Raw genomic sequence first — 14,578 nt, 5'->3', positions numbered from 1 at the left:
TCCGGCGACTCCGCGGCGACGGTCCCGAGCCCTGGTCAAGGGCCGAAACTGTCGGTGCCGCCCGGCATGATGTGACTATGAGCGACGCCCCTCCCTACACCGCCCTCGCCGACGAGACGGCCTACGCCGAGGCCGTGCAACTGGCCGTGGACTCCGCCGCCGCCTACTACGCCGACGGCACCTCCACCCTCGACGACGACGCCTACGACCGGCTCGTTCGCGGCATCCAGGCGTACGAGGAGGCCCATCCCGAGCAGGTGCTGCCGACCTCGCCGACGGGCAAGGTGGCGGGCGGCGCGGTCGTGGGCGACGTGCCGCACACCGTGCCGATGCTCAGCCTCGACAACGTGTTCGGCGCCGAGCAGCTCGCCGACTGGGCCGCCTCGGTCGAGCGCAGGCTCGGCCGCCCGGTCACCGCGTGGAGCGTCGAGCCCAAGCTCGACGGCCTGGCCATCTCCGCCCGCTACCGCGGCGGCCGGCTGGCCCAGCTCGTCACCCGCGGCGACGGCACGGCGGGTGAGGACGTCTCCCATGCCGTCGGCACCATCGTCGGCCTGCCCGAGCGGCTGGCCGAGCCGGTCACCGTCGAGCTGCGCGGCGAGGTCATGATGACGACGTCGCAGTTCGAGGAGGCGTGCGCCAAGCGTTCGGCGCACGACGGCACCACGTTCGCCAACCCGCGCAGCGCCGCCGCCGGCACGCTGCGCGCCCAGGACCGGCCCTACGTGTGCGAGCTGACGTTCTTCGGCTACGGCGCGCTGCCCGCCCCCGGCGACGATTCCGACCTCGCGACGCGCCTGCGCGAGCTGCCGCACAGCCAGGTCATGGAATGGGTGGCCGGGCAGGGTGTGCAGACCACCGCCGTCACCGCGGTCGCCGGCATCGTCACCGACACGCTGGAGCGGGTGCAGGAACGCGTCGGCGAGATCGCCGCGGCCCGCGCCGAGCTGCCGTTCGGCATCGACGGCATCGTGATCAAATGTGACCTGGCCTCCGACCAGGCCGAGGCCGGATTCAGCTCGCGCGCGCCGCGCTGGGCGATCGCCTACAAGCTGCCCGCGACCGAGAAGATCACCAAGCTGATCGGCGTCGAGTGGAACACCGGCCGCACCGGGGTCATCGCCCCGCGCGCCGTGCTGGAGCCGGTCGAGCTCGACGGCAGCGTCGTCACCTACGCCACCCTCCACAACGTCGCCGACATCACCCGGCGCGGCCTGATGCTGGGCGACAGCGTGGTCGTCTACAAGGCGGGCGACGTGATCCCGCGTGTGGAGTCCCCGGTGGTCCACCTGCGCACCGGTGAGGAACGACCGATCCCGATCCCGCAGGTCTGCCCGATCTGCGGCGACGCCATCGACCGCTCGCAGGAGCGGTGGCGGTGCGTGCGCGGCCGCGACTGCCAGGCGATCGCCTCCATCGTCTACGCCGCCGGCCGCGACCAGCTCGACATCGAGGGCCTGGCCGAGAACCGCATCAAGCAGATGCTCGACGGCGGCCTGATCGCCGACTTCGCCGACCTGTTCTTCCTGACCCGCGAGCAGTTGCTCGGCCTGGAGCGCATGGGCGAGACCAGCACCGACAATCTTCTGGCGGCGTTCGAGCAGGTCAAGGGCAGGCCGCTGAGCCGGGTGTTCGCCGCGCTCGGCGTACGCGGCACCGGCCGGTCGATGAGTCGCCGCATCGCCCGCCACTTCGGCACGATGGAGGCCATCCGCGCGGCCGACGCCGAGGCGATCCAGGCGGTCGAGGGCATCGGCCCGGAGAAGGCGCCGGTCGTGGTGGCCGAGCTGATCGAGGTCGGCCCGCTCATCGACAAGCTCGTCCTGGCCGGGGTCAACATGACCGAGCCCGGCTTCACCCCCAGCGCCCCGGACGACGAAGCCGCCACCGCCCCCACCGAAACCCTGCTACCGCTCGCCGGCCTGTCCATCGTCGTCTCCGGCTCGATGACCGGAAAGCTCGAAGCCCTGACCCGCAACGAGATGAACGAACTCATCGAGCGAGCGGGCGGCCGGGCGTCCTCCAGCGTTTCGGCCAAGACCAGTTTCCTGGTGACGGGCGAAAGCGCAGGCTCCAAACGAGCCAAGGCCGAGGCACTCGGCGTCCCCATCCTCACCTGCGACGACTTCGCCGCCCAGATCACCGCGTACTTGTAGGCGGAATTTCCGATCATAGAGAGCGGTCACGGGATAACCACGTGGCCGCTTTCTGAATTTACCTGAGCTGCCGTCACGCCTCCGCCGACAGGATAATCCATGGATGACAGTTCCTATTTCTCGCGAACCGAAGCAGGCTTCACGATAGACATTCTCTTGGATGGCGATTCTGATCCGTCGCTGCTGGAAGTCGGTGACGCCATCATCACGCTGCCGTCCGGAGCGAGGTACAGCGCGCTCATGATGACGTACGGAGAAGTTGGCCGCCTCCTGAGCCGCCATGAAAAGTCTGGCGAAAGCCTGGCAGGCAGGTATTGGTGCGCCCCCGACCTGATCGTCGTACGAGATGCGGGGGTCGAGTCGATGGTCGACGTCATACGAGACATTCTCGAATCCGAAGAAATAGCCGCTCTTCTGCCAAGAATACGGACAGACGGAGTCATGATTAAACCTGATATGTAGATCGAGCCATGCGGACGGGTGCTGAACGCCCGCAAGACGGACGCCTCGGCGGCGGTCTCTACCTTCTGCGGAGGCGGGGGTAGGGGCGGCGGCGTGGGGCTCGGTGACCTCCGGCCGCTGGGTTACGGATTGCGCAGGCTCGTCCTTCTGCGGTCATGGTTTGTGGTGGGTGGCGCGGTCGGCGTCCTCCAGGGTGGCCAGGCGGGTGCGGGCGCCGGTAAGCATGTCCGCCGTGTCGGTGTCGTCGGGGTGTTCGGCGTGCAGGACCTCGTACATCTCCACCCTGCGCCGGGCCAGACCGAGCTCGGCGTCGCGCTGTTCGGCGGGTGTCAGTTCGGCGCCCCTGCGGGGACCGGTTCTCGTGAGCAGGTCGGCGGCCTCGGCGATGAGCCCGGCCTGCTCGGTGGTGGTCATGGCCGGATAGCCCGGAGGGACGGGCTGGGACTCGTGCGCCGCCAGTCGCAGGCCCGTCTGGGGCGGCTGCAGCCGTAGGCTCAGCAGGGCCAGGACCTGCGCCGGGTCGGCCAGGGGGCCGAGGTAGGCGTGGGCACGGTCAGGGATCAGCCAGGCCAGCAGGGCCCGGCGCCTGAAGTCCGCGTCGGCCGGTCCGTGACGTTCGTGCGCGGCCTGCTTGCTGATCTCGCCGTGCGCCTCGCCGATCGTCTGCCAGGAGGTGCCGGCCAGCCGCTCGCAGACGACGGCGTCCCGCAGGATGTCGCGGGCCTGCTCGAACAGCCGATGGGCGGCGGCGACCAGATCGCCGGGCTGGTGGTCGCTGTGGTCCCCGTCGGCGGCCAGCGCGCGGTAGCCCCTGGCGGCATCGGCTGCCTCGGAGGTGACGGCCAGCCGGGCCAGCGCGGCCCTGGAGCAGGCAGTGCCCTTGTCGATCATCCGTCAAGAATCACCTGACGAGCACGGATGGTCAAGGAGTGCTTGACCGTCCGACGGGGTGACCAGCCGGCCGGTTGGTCGGCACGGCATCCGCTTCGGTGGCCATTAGGAGGAGAGGGGTTCCTCCTTGGGGAGGATCGATCTTCGAGAGGGCCTGGATAGCGTTGGCGCATGCGATGGCGCGGTCCGGTTCTGGATGCTCTGCTGATCTTGGCCGCCATCGGCTTCGACGTCCTGACCACCTGGCACACCTGGGGGACCCCCTCCGCGCCTGTGGTGATCTGTGCCGCGTTCTCCGTGCTCGCCGGGGTTCCCATGGGGTTCGTACGGCGGTGGCCGGTGCCGGTGGTCGGTTACCTGTCGGGGCTGCTCATACTCACCGATCAGATCGGCGCGTTCACGGTCAACACCGTGCAGATGCTGCTCATCGCGGCCCTCGGGGTCGTCGCCCACCGGGCGCGTGCACTCGTCGTGCTCGGTACGGCCGTGCTCAGCGCGGTGGTCACCGGTGTCAACCTCGCCGATCCCGGCCACCCCTTCACCGTCAACGCCTGGTTGTACTGCGTCGGAGCCGTCGTGCTGCCCGTTCTCATCGGTGGTTACCTGCGCGGCCCGGCCGGACGACTCCCCGAGCGCGACGTCACCCTCGACGTGCTGATGGCCGGTGGCGGGCTCACCCTGACCGTCCTGGACACCTGGACGGACTGGCCCGCCGCCGGTGGGCCCGTCTGGGCCATCGGGTCGCTGGCAGTGCTCGCGGGCCTGTCACTCGGCGTCGCGCGGCGCCTGCCGGGGCTGGTGTTCGTGTTGCAGGTCGTCCTCATGTTGCTGGCCGGCCAGTACTTCGAGGCCGCGACGAGCACCTGTGTCATGCTCGTCCTCATCTCCGTCGGCGTGTTCGCGATGCGCGTGGCTTCCTGGTTCTGGACGTTCGTCGTCTATCTGGTCACCGTTCTCGTCATCGCCGTCTTCACCGCCGCGATGGGCATCGTCGGGCCGGCCGCGGCGGTCCAGCCGACGCGCGTCCTGGTGCTGATGACGCTGGTCGTGGCTCCCGTGGCGATCGGCCGCTACCTGCAAGCCCGGCAGGCCGCCGGCGAGGCGGAACGGCTGCGCCTGCGGGAGTCGCGCCGGCTCGCCCTGGCCCAAGTACGCGCCGACCAGCTGGCCGAGCGCGAGAGCATCGCCCGCGAGATGCACGACATCGTCGCCCACCACGTAGGCGCCATGGTCCTGCGGGCCGGCGCCGCCCGCTACGCCGACCCCGACGGCCCCTCCACCCAGGTGCTGACCGACATCCGCGACACCGGCCACCAGGTGCTCGAAGACCTGCGCGGCCTGCTCGACCTGCTGCGCGACCCCGGCAAGCAGCCCGGTCTGCTGACCGACCCGGCCGCCGTGATGCGCCAGTCGGCAGAGCGTATGAGCGCGGCGGGGCTGATCGTCGAGCTCGACGTCGGCCCCGAGGTGGAGCAGGCCCCTCTCGTCGCCCGCGCCACGGCCGCCAGGATCGTCCAGGAAGGTCTCACCAACGTGCTCAAACACGCGGGCCCGGGCACCGACGTGCGGGTACGTCTCACCTCGTCCCCCGACGGACTGGCCATCGAGGTGCACAACGGCCGCCCGCCCGCCGCCGTGCTCGGCCTGCCCTCCTCCGGGCAGGGGCTGCGGGGCATGCGCGAACGCGCCCACGCGCTCGGCGGCACGCTGAGCGCCGGTCCCGACGGTGACGGCGGCTGGCTGCTGACCGTTCTGCTGCCCACCAGGCAGGCGGCGTGATCGAGGTGGTCGGGGCCGAAGCGCTGACATGAGCCGGTGAGACGCCGGCGCATAAAGCGTGGATGGTCACGCATTCGTGATCTCGTCGGCGGTTCTTACGGTGAATGCCGGACTTCCTCCGTGAAAGGACGCCGACATGACCAAGGTTGGCCCTCATCCAGGTACGTCACGCATGATGCGCCGAGCCGTGACCCTGGCGATCACCCTCACCATGGTGCTGACCGGGCCGGCTCCGGCCGCCCTGGCCCGGTCCGCCGACATCCTGGCGCTGCTTCGCGCCGTACCGGGGATGAGCGTGCAGGAACGGCCGTCCACCGAGGACGGCGTGCGATGGTTCTGGCTGCGTTACCGCCAGCCGGTCGATCACCGCCATCCGGAAGGGGCCTGGTTCGAGCAGCGCGTCATGTTGCAGCACCGCTCACTCGACCGGCCCATGGTCTTCCACCTCACCGGGCACAACGTGCCGGAGACCATGTTCGAGACCGAGCCGACGAAGATTCTCGGCGCGAACCAGATCTCCATGGAGTACCGCTATTACCCCGGCTCAAGGCCCGTGCCGGCCGACTGGACGAAGGACACGTTCTGGCAGGGGGCGAGCGACCAGCACCGGATCGTGACGGCACTGAAGTCGATCTACGACCGTAAGTGGATCGGCACCGGCGGCAGCAAGGGCGGCCAGGCTTCCGTGATCCACCGGCGTTACTACCCGGACGACGTGGCCGGCACCGTCGCCTACGTGGCGCCCAACGACATCGACGACGAGGACGACAGCGCGTACGACCGGTTCCTGGCGACGGTGGGCGACGATCCCGCGTGCCGGGCCCGCGTCAGGAGCCTGGCCAGGGAGATCCTCGAACGGCGCCCGGCGATGTTGCGGCTGCTGGAGGCCGCCGCGGCCGCCCATGGGTGGACGTTCGACGTCGTCGGCGGCATCGACCGCGCCTTCGAGTACTCCGTGATGGACTACGAGACCGGGTTCTGGAGCTACAACGACGAGGCGGACTGCGGCAGCCTGCCCTCACCGGACGCCTCCGACGAGGTGCTCTTCTCCAGTTTCGACCGGGTTCTGGGCTTTCCGTTCTTCACCGACCAGGCACTCGCGCCGTTCGTGTCCGTGTTCTACCAGGCGGGCACCGAGATGGGCTGGCCGACGCCGTCGTACCCGCACCTGCGGCCGCTCCTGCGCTACGCGGACGACTACGGACCCCGCTCGTACGTGCCGCGCGACATCCCCATGACGCTGGACCAGAGCGTGCTGCGGGACGTCGACCGGTGGGTACGCACCCGGGGCACCAGGCTGATGTTCGTCAACGGCGGGAACGACCCGATGACCGCGGAGCCGTACCGGCTCGGGCCCGGCAGCCGCGACTCGGCCGTCTACACCGCGCCCGGCGTCAAGCACGTCTTCCTCGGCGAGGTGATCGGCAGGCTGCCGTCGCGGCAGAAGGAACGCGCCATCGCCGACCTGCGGCGCTGGGCGCGGTAGCGGGTTCCGTGGCGGCCGGGGCTTGAAATCAGAGGCTCAGTGGGCCGTTGCGCGTGCGTAGTCCCACAGGCGGTCCGCGGCGGCCGGGTCCATCGACCAGGCCGCGACGCCCGCGGTCGCGTCCGGGCCGCCCGGCGCCACCTCGGCCTCCTGGTTGCCGCAGGAGGTCGTGCACGGACCCGTGACGCATGCTGGGTGGGTTGCCCCTGGTCAGCCCGCCAGCGTGTGGTGAAGGGCTTCGAGGCCGTCGCGGTAGATGGTGTTGAACAGGTCGACCGCCTCGCTCTCGCTCACTCCCGTTGGGGTGAAGGATCCGGACCACTGCACCTCGGCGGCGTCCTCGCGGCCGGGGACCGGGTGGACGCGCAGGGTGGAGAGGTAGCCGGTGACGGGGAAGGGCGCCTCGATGATCGCGTAGGTGTAGTGGCGTTCCGTCTCGCTGAAGTCCATCATGCGTTCGATGATCACCTCGCCGTCCGGGTTCGCCAGCCGGCGGACGCGGCCGCCTTCGAGCATGGTGCTCTCGGGGATGTAGGGGAGCCAGTCGGGCAGGGCGTGGAACCCGCCGATGAGCTCCCAGACCCGCTGTGGAGAGGCGGGCAGGACGCGGCTGACCGAGGTCGATGCCATGGTCGTTTCTCCTGGTGGTCGATGGTCGTGACGGCATGGGCGTACGGGGTCAGGCGCCGCCGGGGAGAGGGGCGGCGGGGCTGACCAGGCCGAGGGCGCGCAGTTCCGTCCAGAATTCGGCGGGGATGGTCTCGTTCAGGGCGGCGACGTCCTCGGCGATCCGGCTGGGACGGGTGGCGCCGGGGATGGCGGCGGCTGCTACCGGGTGGGCGAGGGAGAACTGCAGGGCGGCCGCCTTGATGCTGATGCCGTACCGATCGGCGAGGGCCTTGATCTTCTCGACGCGCTCGACGATCTCCGGCGGAGCCTGCTGGTACTCGAAATGGCTGCCACCGGCCAGGACGCCGGAACTGTACGGGCCGCCGACGACCATGCTGACGTTCTGCTCCTGGGCGATGGGCAGCAGCCGTTGGAGGGCGTGCTCGTGATCGAGGAGCGTGTAGCGGCCGGCGAGCAGGAAGCCGTCCGGCCGGGGTTCGTCCAGGGCCAGGGTCAGCTCGATCGGCTCGGTGCGGTTGACACCCAGCCCCCAAGCCTTGATCACGCCTTCGTCGCGCAGCCGGGCCAGCACCCGGAAGGCACCGGTACGCGCCTCCTCGAACTTCTGCAGCCACAGGTCGCCGTGGAAGTCCTGGGCGATGTCGTGCACCCAGACGATGTCCAGCCGGTCGACGCCCAGGCGCTTGAGGCTGTCGTTGATCGAGCGTTCGGTGGCCTCGGCGGTCCACTCGTCGAGCATGCGGTTCGGACGGCCGTGCTCGAACAGCCCGCCCTTCTCCCCGAGCTCGCGGTCGCCGCTCTCCACCTCGTCGAGGATGACCCGGCCCACCTTGGTCGACAGGACGTAGGAGTCGCGGGGCTTGGCGGACAGCAGCGTGCCGAGCCGGGCCTCGGCCAGGCCGGCGCCGTAGAAGGGGGCGGTGTCGTAGTAGCGGATGCCCTGGTCCCAGGCGGCCTCCAAGGTGGCCTGGACCTCTTCCTCGGGGATCGCGCGGAACATGTTGCCGAGGGGAGCCGTGCCGAACCCGAGCCGGCCGGGAAGGATCGCGGTGAGCGACATGTCGTTTCTTCCTTCACTGTGCCGACGCTGTGCCAGGGTCCTGCGCGAGTGGACGGGTTCCTGTCCGGGCAGGTCCCGCGGGAACCGTCGGGGATCAAATCCCCCGCACACGGGAGGTCGCACGTCGAGGGGGCAAAGAGTGTTCCCGCCGGTCGAACGGCCTTCTTTACCCTGCTTCGGCCCGCGTCAGCGGGGCCGTCACGCCGGGCGGAGGCGCGCCAGGTGGTGGTCGAGCAGTGCCGTGACGTCCTCGGGTGTGTAGTGGCCGACCAGGGTGGCGTTCACGATGCCCTGCGCGAAGGCGTACAGGATGCTCGCCTCCTTCCCGGCGTCCAGGTGGGCGGCGAGTTGCCCGGCGGCCTGGGCGGCCCTGATCTGCTCGGCGAGGAAGGACAGCAGGTGCGGGTACCCCGTCCGCATCGCGACCGCCTGGTTCTCGCACACCACCGAACTCGCCTGGAACGCCTGCCCGATGCGGTTCAGGTAGCAGCGCTCCTCGTCCAGCGGCAACAACTCCAGCACGGTCGCCCTCAGCACGTCGAGCGGTGTGGACTGCCGCGCGGCCACGGCCGCGATCCGTTCCCCGATCCAGATCCCGATGCGTTCCAGCGCCAGCAGCAGCATCTGGTCCTTCGTCGTGACGTAGTACTGCACCGCCCCCATGGACATCCCGGCCGCGGCCGCGACCTCCCTCAGGCTGACGCTCTCCATGCCCTTGTCGTGGATGACGCGGTGCACGGCCTCGGCGATGTGCCGCCGCCGGGCCTCGTGATCGACGATCTTCGGCATTCCCCCGCCGCTTTCTCATGCGAGTGCATGGTAAAAACTGCCGCCTGCGTTTACCATGCGACTGTATGACAAAAATCGATGACAGGGGGAGATCCGAATGCGGGTTCTGATCATCGGAGTCGGCACACGCGGGGACGTGGCGCCGTACACGGGGCTGGGGGCGCGGTTACGCGAGGCCGGGCACGAGGTGACGATCGCCGCGCACGAGCCGTACGCGGAGCTGGTCACCGACGCGGACCTGAAGTATCTGCCGCTTCCCGGAGACCCGCTCACCGCGCTGACCGGCCGCCTGTCCATCAGCGCCTTCAAGCAGTACAGCGAGCACCTCACGGAGGGCTTGGCCGGGCTCGCCGGGCAGGACGCCGACCTGCTCCTGCTCGGCGTGGCCGGAGCGCTGGGCTGTCACCTCGCCGAGGCGATGGGCGTGCCGAGCATGGGGGTGCACCTCCAGCCGATCGACCCTACGGGGGACTTTCCACCGGTCACGAGCCTGTTCCACGGGTCGCTCGGGCGGTGGGGGAACCGCAGGGCGGCCCGGCTCGCGTTCGAGTTGCCGGCCGCCGGTCCGCTGATCTCCGGGTTGGGCACCAGGATGCGGGCCCGGCTGGGGCTGCCCCCGATGAGCCCGCGCGCCGTCTACCGTCGCCGGGAGAGCACACGCTGGCCGGTCTTCCACGGGATCAGCCCGCTGGTGCTGCCGCGTCCGGCCGACTGGCGGCCTGGGCTGGAGATCACGGGTTACTGGTGGCCGCCCCGGCCGCGGGACTGGCAGCCGGATCCGGTGTTGCTCGGCTTCCTGGCGTCCGGGCCGCCGCCGGTCTTCGTCGGCTTCGGCAGCCTGGCGGAAACGCGGGCCGAGCAGTACACCGAGCTGGCCGTGCAGGCGCTGCGGCGGGCCGGGTTGCGCGGCGTGTTGCAGACCGGCGTGCGGGGACAGCTCTCGGACGACGTGCTGGCGGTCGGCGAAGTGCCGCACGACTGGCTGTTCCCCCGGCTGGCCGCCGTCGCCCACCACTGCGGCGCCGGCACCACGGGGATCGGCGTGCGGGCGGGGGTGCCCGCCGTGGCCGTGCCGGTCATGAACGACCAGCCGTTCTGGGCGTCCAGACTGACGGCGCTCGGTGTGGCTCCGGCCGCGATCCCGTTCCGCCGCCTGACGCCCGTACGGCTGGCCGCCGCGCTCACCGCAGCGGTCACCGACCCGGTCCACCGGCAGCGAGCCCGGTCCCTGGCGGCCGGGATCTCGGCGGAGGACGGCGCGGCGCCCGTCGTCGAGGCCGTGAACCGCCTCCAGGTCACCCGCGCAGGCTGACGAGGTTCTTTGGGCGTACGTGGTGGCCCGTCGGCAGGTCAGGGCGTCGGGGCTATCGTGGATACAGGTGTCGAATCGGCGTTAGGGGGACGCATGAAGCGACGCTCTGTGAAGACCGCGATCGCCGTCGGGGCATTCCTGGCCGCCGGCACTGTGGGTTCGGGGGCCACCGCGTCGGCCGTGGGATCTCCGCCGATGCCGTCCCCGAGCCCTTCTCCAACGGGTCCGCAGTCGACGTGCCCGGGAATGGGGCAGATGCACCCCGTCACCGGCGAGTACGACTACCTGTCGCAGATGGTGCCGCACCACGAGGACGCCATCACCGCGGCCCGGCAGCTGCAACGTTCCGGCAGACCTGAGATGCGGCGGCTCGGGCAGTCCATCGTCACGACGCAGACGGCCGAGGTCGGCCGGATGAAGGGGTGGCTGGAACAGTGGTACCGGCAGAGCCCGGCGCCGAGCCCGAGCGGGACCACCATGCCCGACCTGTCGGGGCTCTCCGGGGATCAGCTCGACAAGGCGTTCCTGCAGCACATGATCCCGCACCACATGATGGCGATCATGATGTCGCAGCAGCTCCTCATGCACGGCGAGGCGCAGCACGCCGAGGTCGCCGGCTTCGCCCGCAAGGTACGCGACGACCAGTGGGCGGAGGTCCGTACGATGCGGCAGTACCTGACCCGGTGGTTCGGGGCGCAGAACCTGCCCTGCGTCCCGAACATGCCCGGCATGCCGGACATGACGCCAGGACCTCACATGTCGGGAATGCCTGGCATGCCGCCGGGGCCGCATTCGGAAACCCCCTAGCGGCGAACGCCCGGGGTCGCGGCGGCCCGCTTCCAGGCGGCGTCGCGCAGCAGGCGCAGCCCGTTGAGGCCGACGATGACGGTGGAGCCCTCGTGCCCGGCCACGCCGAGGCCCGGACGGACACTCCGCCCGGAGAACGAGCCGCCACACCCGCCCGCTGACGCTTTGTTCCCGCTTCCCGACCTCCGGCGACCGGCTGGGCCCCTGACGCGCCGGCGGCGTCAGGACGGGCAGTCCGGGGGCATCTTGAGCACCCCGAACTCCAGCCGTAGCGAGTCGTCGGCGGGAAGGGCGATCGCCCGCGCCCACGGGTCGGTCGCCCAGCAGGCGGGCAGGAGGAAGTACCGCTGGTTGGAGTGGATCAGCAGGCGCAGGCCGGTGTAGCGGTAGCGGTACATCGCGTTGGGGTCGGGCAGCGTGGTCTCGGTGATGCCGGGGCCTTCCAGGTAGAGCCGCCGGGTCGCGTACACCACCGTGCTGGGCAGCCGTCCGGGGTCCAGGCGGTACAGGTCGGCCGCCGCCCGGCCGCGCGACTCGGCGAACTCGGTGATCACCCACAGCAGCAGGACCAGCAGGAGCGTCATGCAGACCGTACGCCGGACGATCTGTTCCGTGGCCGACGACGTACGCCGGGGGTTGAGCCGCTGGTGCAGCGAGGCGCCGTAGACGAGAACGAAGACCCCCAGACCCAGGCAGAACGGCATGCCGAAGGGCGGCAGCTCCACCCACCCGGCCATGCCCGCGATGCCCACCGCGGCGCACCCGGTCCCGAGAACGGCGGCGCCCCTGATCGCCCACTTCGCAGCGGTACGGTGCCGTTCGGCGGTACGGGCCAGCCAGGCGTGCACCGGTGGCGCGATCAGGGCCGCCACCAGCACCACGATCAGCGGTTCTATCGTCAGCGTGACGCTGCGCAGCGCGTAGTCCTGCAAGGACAGGCCCAGCATGCTCTGGTCCACGCCGAGGCGCCCGTACATCGTGTTGGCCCGTACTGCCCCGAAGTACACCAGGATCGCCGTGACGAGGGTGGTCGGGGTCACGACGTGGGCGAGGACGGTCCACATGCGTGACAGGTCCTGACCGGCCCCGCCGTCGCCGCCAGCCGGGTCGCCTGTGGGATGCGGCTCGGTCACGACGGGCCCGGCGCCGGGCCGGTGTCGTCGGGCGGCCCCGGCGGACCCTCGCCCGGCGGGCCGGAGTTGCCTTCGCCGGGCGGTTTGGAGGGCCCCTCGCCGGGGGTTCCGGAGCCGCCGGGTGGCTCGGTCGCGCCGCCGGTGTCCACGGGCCCGCCGGGCGAGCCGGTGCCGGGCTCCCCGGGCCCCGGCGCCGGGCCGCTCGGCCCCGGTCCGGCCGGGCCGGGCGACGCGGTGACCGTGGCGCACTCCGGCAGGCTGCCGGGATCGGACGCCACCGCGCACGCGTTCCTGAGGTACCCCGCCGGGAGCGGGCCGAGCTTCTCCAAGCGGCCGATGACCTCCCGGGCCCGCTCGTTCTCGCCCAGGGCTACGGCGCTGACCAGTTCCGTCTGGTCGAGCAGGCCCATCAGTTGCGGGCGCATCTGGCGGGGAAGGGCGGCCTGGTGCTTCTTGGCGGAGTCGACCCGGTCGAGCGCCTGGCGCCACTGCCCGCTGTTGGCCTTGGCCGCCGCCCCGCAGACCCGCGCCACGGCCTTCTCGCTGTCGGAACTGCCCGGGTCGGCGACCACCGCGTCCATCTTGCCCGCCGCGCCGGCGAAGTCGTGGTCGTTCAGCATGTTCTGGCAGTCCAGCCCCACCTGGGCGGTGGGCTCGGGCAGGTCGCCGGTGTCCTCCTCGGGGACGAGCCGGCCCTGCGGCGTGATGACCGGCCGTGCCTGCCGGGGCGCGCCGGGCCCGGCCTCGCCCGCCCCGGGCCCCTCCGGGCCGTCGCCACAGCCGCCGGTCAGCACCACGGCGGCGAGCAGCGTCACCGCGGCCGGCCAGGTCCTGCCCACTGTTCCCCCGATTGCTCCGTACCTGTCGGAACAGGTCGTACCGCATCGAAGGGGACGGTACTCGCGGCGAACTCCCCGATCGCTGGAAGCTGGAGAATCCTTTGACCTGCGCGATCAGGAGGGAGGGCGGCCGGGCCGGTCGTCCGGCCCGGCCGCGGTCGGATGTCAGGCGGGCGGCGTCACGCCGTTCTTGGAGACCGGTACGGCGAGCTGCGTGGCGCCGGTGAGCCGCAGCTCCTCGGCGGGCAGGTTCGCCAGCACCGGGTTCAGGTGCTTCAGCGTCAGCGGAACCGCGGAGATCGTGGGGCCGGCGATGTCGAACTTCTCCAGGTCCACCCAGCGCACGATGTCGAACACGTCCGCCGGGATCTGGTCGCCGCCCTTTTGCACCGGTACGCACAGCTGCCGGGCGGCGCCGACCTGCACGGTCCTGGGCGGGATCTGGTTGACGAGTACGGGGTTGAGCTGGGTGAGGTTCAGCGCCTTGTTCATCGCCGGGTTCGGCGTGTGCGCGTAGCACAGCAGGTCGATGTGCGAGACGACGCGCAGGACGTCCGGCGGCGGGGTCACGCCGTTCTTGGCGACCGGCACGCAGAGGTTCTGCGGCACGTTGAGCGTGACGCTGATGCCCGGCACGCCCTGAAGGACGGGGTTGAGGTGGCGCAACGCGAGGTTCTGGTTGATCTGGGGCGCGCTCACCCGGTAGCACGACAGGTCGACGAACCTGACGTAGTCCAGCACGGTCGCGGGCGGGATCACGTTGTTCTTGGCCACCGGGACGCACATCTGCTCACGCGGGCCGAGCGTGACCTGCACGGGCGGCAGGTTGGCCAGCACCGGGTTGATGTGCCGCAGTGACAGCGCCACGGCGGGCGGCTGGTACGTCGTCGTCTTGTAGCAGTCCAGGTCGAGGTTCGACACGAACTCCTTGGCCGTGGGCGCCGCCAGCGCCCCGGCGGGGGTCGCGACGAGGAAGGCGGCGGCGAACACCGCCAGGGCGGCCGATAAGAGACGTCTTACCGCGGTTCGTGCGTGGCGTGGGGACGCGGGGTTTCCGTTCATCCATCCTCCTGAGCCGGTCGATCGTGCCTTGACTGTGCGCCCGCTTCCCCCGCCGGACAAGGTGCGTGGCCGCTGTTTGACAAGCGCTTGTCAGCACGCGTTCGCGCCGGTCCCGGGGGCGGGCCGTTCACGTGATCTTCCGGCGGCGGCTCCGGGCGCGTCCCGCCCAGGG

Annotated in this window: 13 protein-coding genes; 6 read left to right on the top strand and 7 right to left on the bottom strand. The window is 70.8% G+C overall.

Translation table 11 applies throughout. The features are described from left to right. Window positions 1-77: 77 nt before the first annotated feature. Together ligA and IEZ27_RS02985 are read left to right on the top strand one after the other, a co-directional pair. Window positions 78-2,156: an NAD-dependent DNA ligase LigA gene (gene ligA / locus IEZ27_RS02990; protein ID WP_189645742.1), complete on the top strand. Its 2,079-nt coding sequence runs from the start codon at window positions 78-80 to the stop codon at window positions 2,154-2,156. A 99-nt stretch (window positions 2,157-2,255) separates the two neighbouring features. Further along, window positions 2,256-2,618: a hypothetical protein gene (locus tag IEZ27_RS02985; protein ID WP_189645741.1), complete on the top strand. Its 363-nt coding sequence runs from the start codon at window positions 2,256-2,258 to the stop codon at window positions 2,616-2,618. A 153-nt stretch (window positions 2,619-2,771) separates the two neighbouring features. Here IEZ27_RS02985 and IEZ27_RS02980 read toward each other — a convergent pair whose 3' ends face one another. After that, window positions 2,772-3,509 (bottom strand): hypothetical protein, encoded by a 738-nt coding sequence (locus IEZ27_RS02980; protein WP_189645740.1) that lies wholly within the window; start codon window positions 3,507-3,509, stop codon window positions 2,772-2,774. Window positions 3,510-3,680: 171 nt separating this feature from the next. On the opposite strand from IEZ27_RS02980, the gene IEZ27_RS02975 reads away from it, so the two are divergent. Both IEZ27_RS02975 and IEZ27_RS02970 read left to right on the top strand, forming a co-directional pair. Next, a complete protein-coding gene (locus IEZ27_RS02975; protein ID WP_229823149.1) occupies window positions 3,681-5,288 on the top strand; it encodes a sensor histidine kinase in 1,608 nt (535 codons plus the stop codon). 172 nt (window positions 5,289-5,460) lie between these two features. Further along, window positions 5,461-6,774, top strand: coding sequence for a S28 family serine protease (locus IEZ27_RS02970; RefSeq protein ID WP_189645739.1), 1,314 nt, complete (start codon window positions 5,461-5,463; stop codon window positions 6,772-6,774). A gap of 210 nt (window positions 6,775-6,984) precedes the next feature. Here IEZ27_RS02970 and IEZ27_RS02965 read toward each other — a convergent pair whose 3' ends face one another. The 3 genes from IEZ27_RS02965 to IEZ27_RS02955 all read right to left on the bottom strand — a co-directional run bounded on the left by IEZ27_RS02965 (window position 6,985) and on the right by IEZ27_RS02955 (window position 9,253). Beyond that, entirely contained in the window at window positions 6,985-7,404 is a 420-nt protein-coding gene (locus IEZ27_RS02965; protein ID WP_189645738.1) for an SRPBCC family protein, read from the bottom strand. Between the two features lie 49 nt (window positions 7,405-7,453). Further along, on the bottom strand, window positions 7,454-8,464 hold the full coding sequence (locus IEZ27_RS02960) for an aldo/keto reductase (protein ID WP_189645737.1): 1,011 nt from the start codon (window positions 8,462-8,464) through the stop codon (window positions 7,454-7,456). A gap of 198 nt (window positions 8,465-8,662) precedes the next feature. Next, on the bottom strand, window positions 8,663-9,253 hold the full coding sequence (locus IEZ27_RS02955) for a TetR family transcriptional regulator C-terminal domain-containing protein (protein ID WP_189645736.1): 591 nt from the start codon (window positions 9,251-9,253) through the stop codon (window positions 8,663-8,665). 97 nt (window positions 9,254-9,350) lie between these two features. Between IEZ27_RS02955 and IEZ27_RS02950 the strand changes: the two genes are divergently transcribed. Together IEZ27_RS02950 and IEZ27_RS02945 are read left to right on the top strand one after the other, a co-directional pair. Further along, window positions 9,351-10,565 carry a glycosyltransferase gene (locus tag IEZ27_RS02950; protein ID WP_189645735.1) on the top strand — a complete coding sequence of 405 codons (1,215 nt, stop codon included), beginning with the start codon at window positions 9,351-9,353 and terminating at the stop codon, window positions 10,563-10,565. A 255-nt stretch (window positions 10,566-10,820) separates the two neighbouring features. Beyond that, window positions 10,821-11,372 carry a DUF305 domain-containing protein gene (locus IEZ27_RS02945; protein WP_229823148.1) on the top strand — a complete coding sequence of 184 codons (552 nt, stop codon included), beginning with the start codon at window positions 10,821-10,823 and terminating at the stop codon, window positions 11,370-11,372. Between the two features lie 221 nt (window positions 11,373-11,593). Here the strand turns inward: IEZ27_RS02945 and IEZ27_RS02940 are convergent, their stop codons facing one another. The 3 genes from IEZ27_RS02940 to IEZ27_RS02930 all read right to left on the bottom strand — a co-directional run bounded on the left by IEZ27_RS02940 (window position 11,594) and on the right by IEZ27_RS02930 (window position 14,406). After that, the gene (locus tag IEZ27_RS02940; protein ID WP_189645733.1) at window positions 11,594-12,505 is read right to left on the bottom strand and encodes a hypothetical protein; all 912 of its coding nucleotides are present in this window, start codon (window positions 12,503-12,505) and stop codon (window positions 11,594-11,596) included. Further along, window positions 12,502-13,344 carry a hypothetical protein gene (locus IEZ27_RS02935; protein ID WP_189645732.1) on the bottom strand — a complete coding sequence of 281 codons (843 nt, stop codon included), beginning with the start codon at window positions 13,342-13,344 and terminating at the stop codon, window positions 12,502-12,504. The genes IEZ27_RS02940 and IEZ27_RS02935 overlap by 4 nt, the downstream gene beginning before the upstream one ends. Before the next feature lie 165 nt (window positions 13,345-13,509). Beyond that, window positions 13,510-14,406, bottom strand: coding sequence for a hypothetical protein (locus IEZ27_RS02930; protein ID WP_229823147.1), 897 nt, complete (start codon window positions 14,404-14,406; stop codon window positions 13,510-13,512). Window positions 14,407-14,578: the final 172 nt, after the last annotated feature.

Origin of the sequence: Nonomuraea spiralis, from assembly GCF_014648435.1 — a bacterium.
GTDB classification, from domain to species: domain Bacteria; phylum Actinomycetota; class Actinomycetes; order Streptosporangiales; family Streptosporangiaceae; genus Nonomuraea; species Nonomuraea spiralis.
Note: the sequence above shows the minus strand (reverse complement) of the source record. Positions and strands in the feature narration are given on the sequence as shown.

Bases quoted from the DNA above. Each gene is read 5' to 3' on its own strand.
- ligA (WP_189645742.1), top strand. From the start codon at position 78: ATGAGCGACGCCCCTCCCTACACCGCCCTCGCCGACGAGACGGCCTAC.
- IEZ27_RS02985 (WP_189645741.1), top strand. From the start codon at position 2,256: ATGGATGACAGTTCCTATTTCTCGCGAACCGAAGCAGGCTTCACGATA.
- IEZ27_RS02980 (WP_189645740.1), bottom strand. From the start codon at position 3,509: ATGATCGACAAGGGCACTGCCTGCTCCAGGGCCGCGCTGGCCCGGCTG.
- IEZ27_RS02975 (WP_229823149.1), top strand. From the start codon at position 3,681: ATGCGATGGCGCGGTCCGGTTCTGGATGCTCTGCTGATCTTGGCCGCC.
- IEZ27_RS02970 (WP_189645739.1), top strand. From the start codon at position 5,461: ATGATGCGCCGAGCCGTGACCCTGGCGATCACCCTCACCATGGTGCTG.
- IEZ27_RS02965 (WP_189645738.1), bottom strand. From the start codon at position 7,404: ATGGCATCGACCTCGGTCAGCCGCGTCCTGCCCGCCTCTCCACAGCGG.
- IEZ27_RS02960 (WP_189645737.1), bottom strand. From the start codon at position 8,464: ATGTCGCTCACCGCGATCCTTCCCGGCCGGCTCGGGTTCGGCACGGCT.
- IEZ27_RS02955 (WP_189645736.1), bottom strand. From the start codon at position 9,253: ATGCCGAAGATCGTCGATCACGAGGCCCGGCGGCGGCACATCGCCGAG.
- IEZ27_RS02950 (WP_189645735.1), top strand. From the start codon at position 9,351: ATGCGGGTTCTGATCATCGGAGTCGGCACACGCGGGGACGTGGCGCCG.
- IEZ27_RS02945 (WP_229823148.1), top strand. From the start codon at position 10,821: ATGCACCCCGTCACCGGCGAGTACGACTACCTGTCGCAGATGGTGCCG.
- IEZ27_RS02930 (WP_229823147.1), bottom strand. From the start codon at position 14,406: ATGAACGGAAACCCCGCGTCCCCACGCCACGCACGAACCGCGGTAAGA.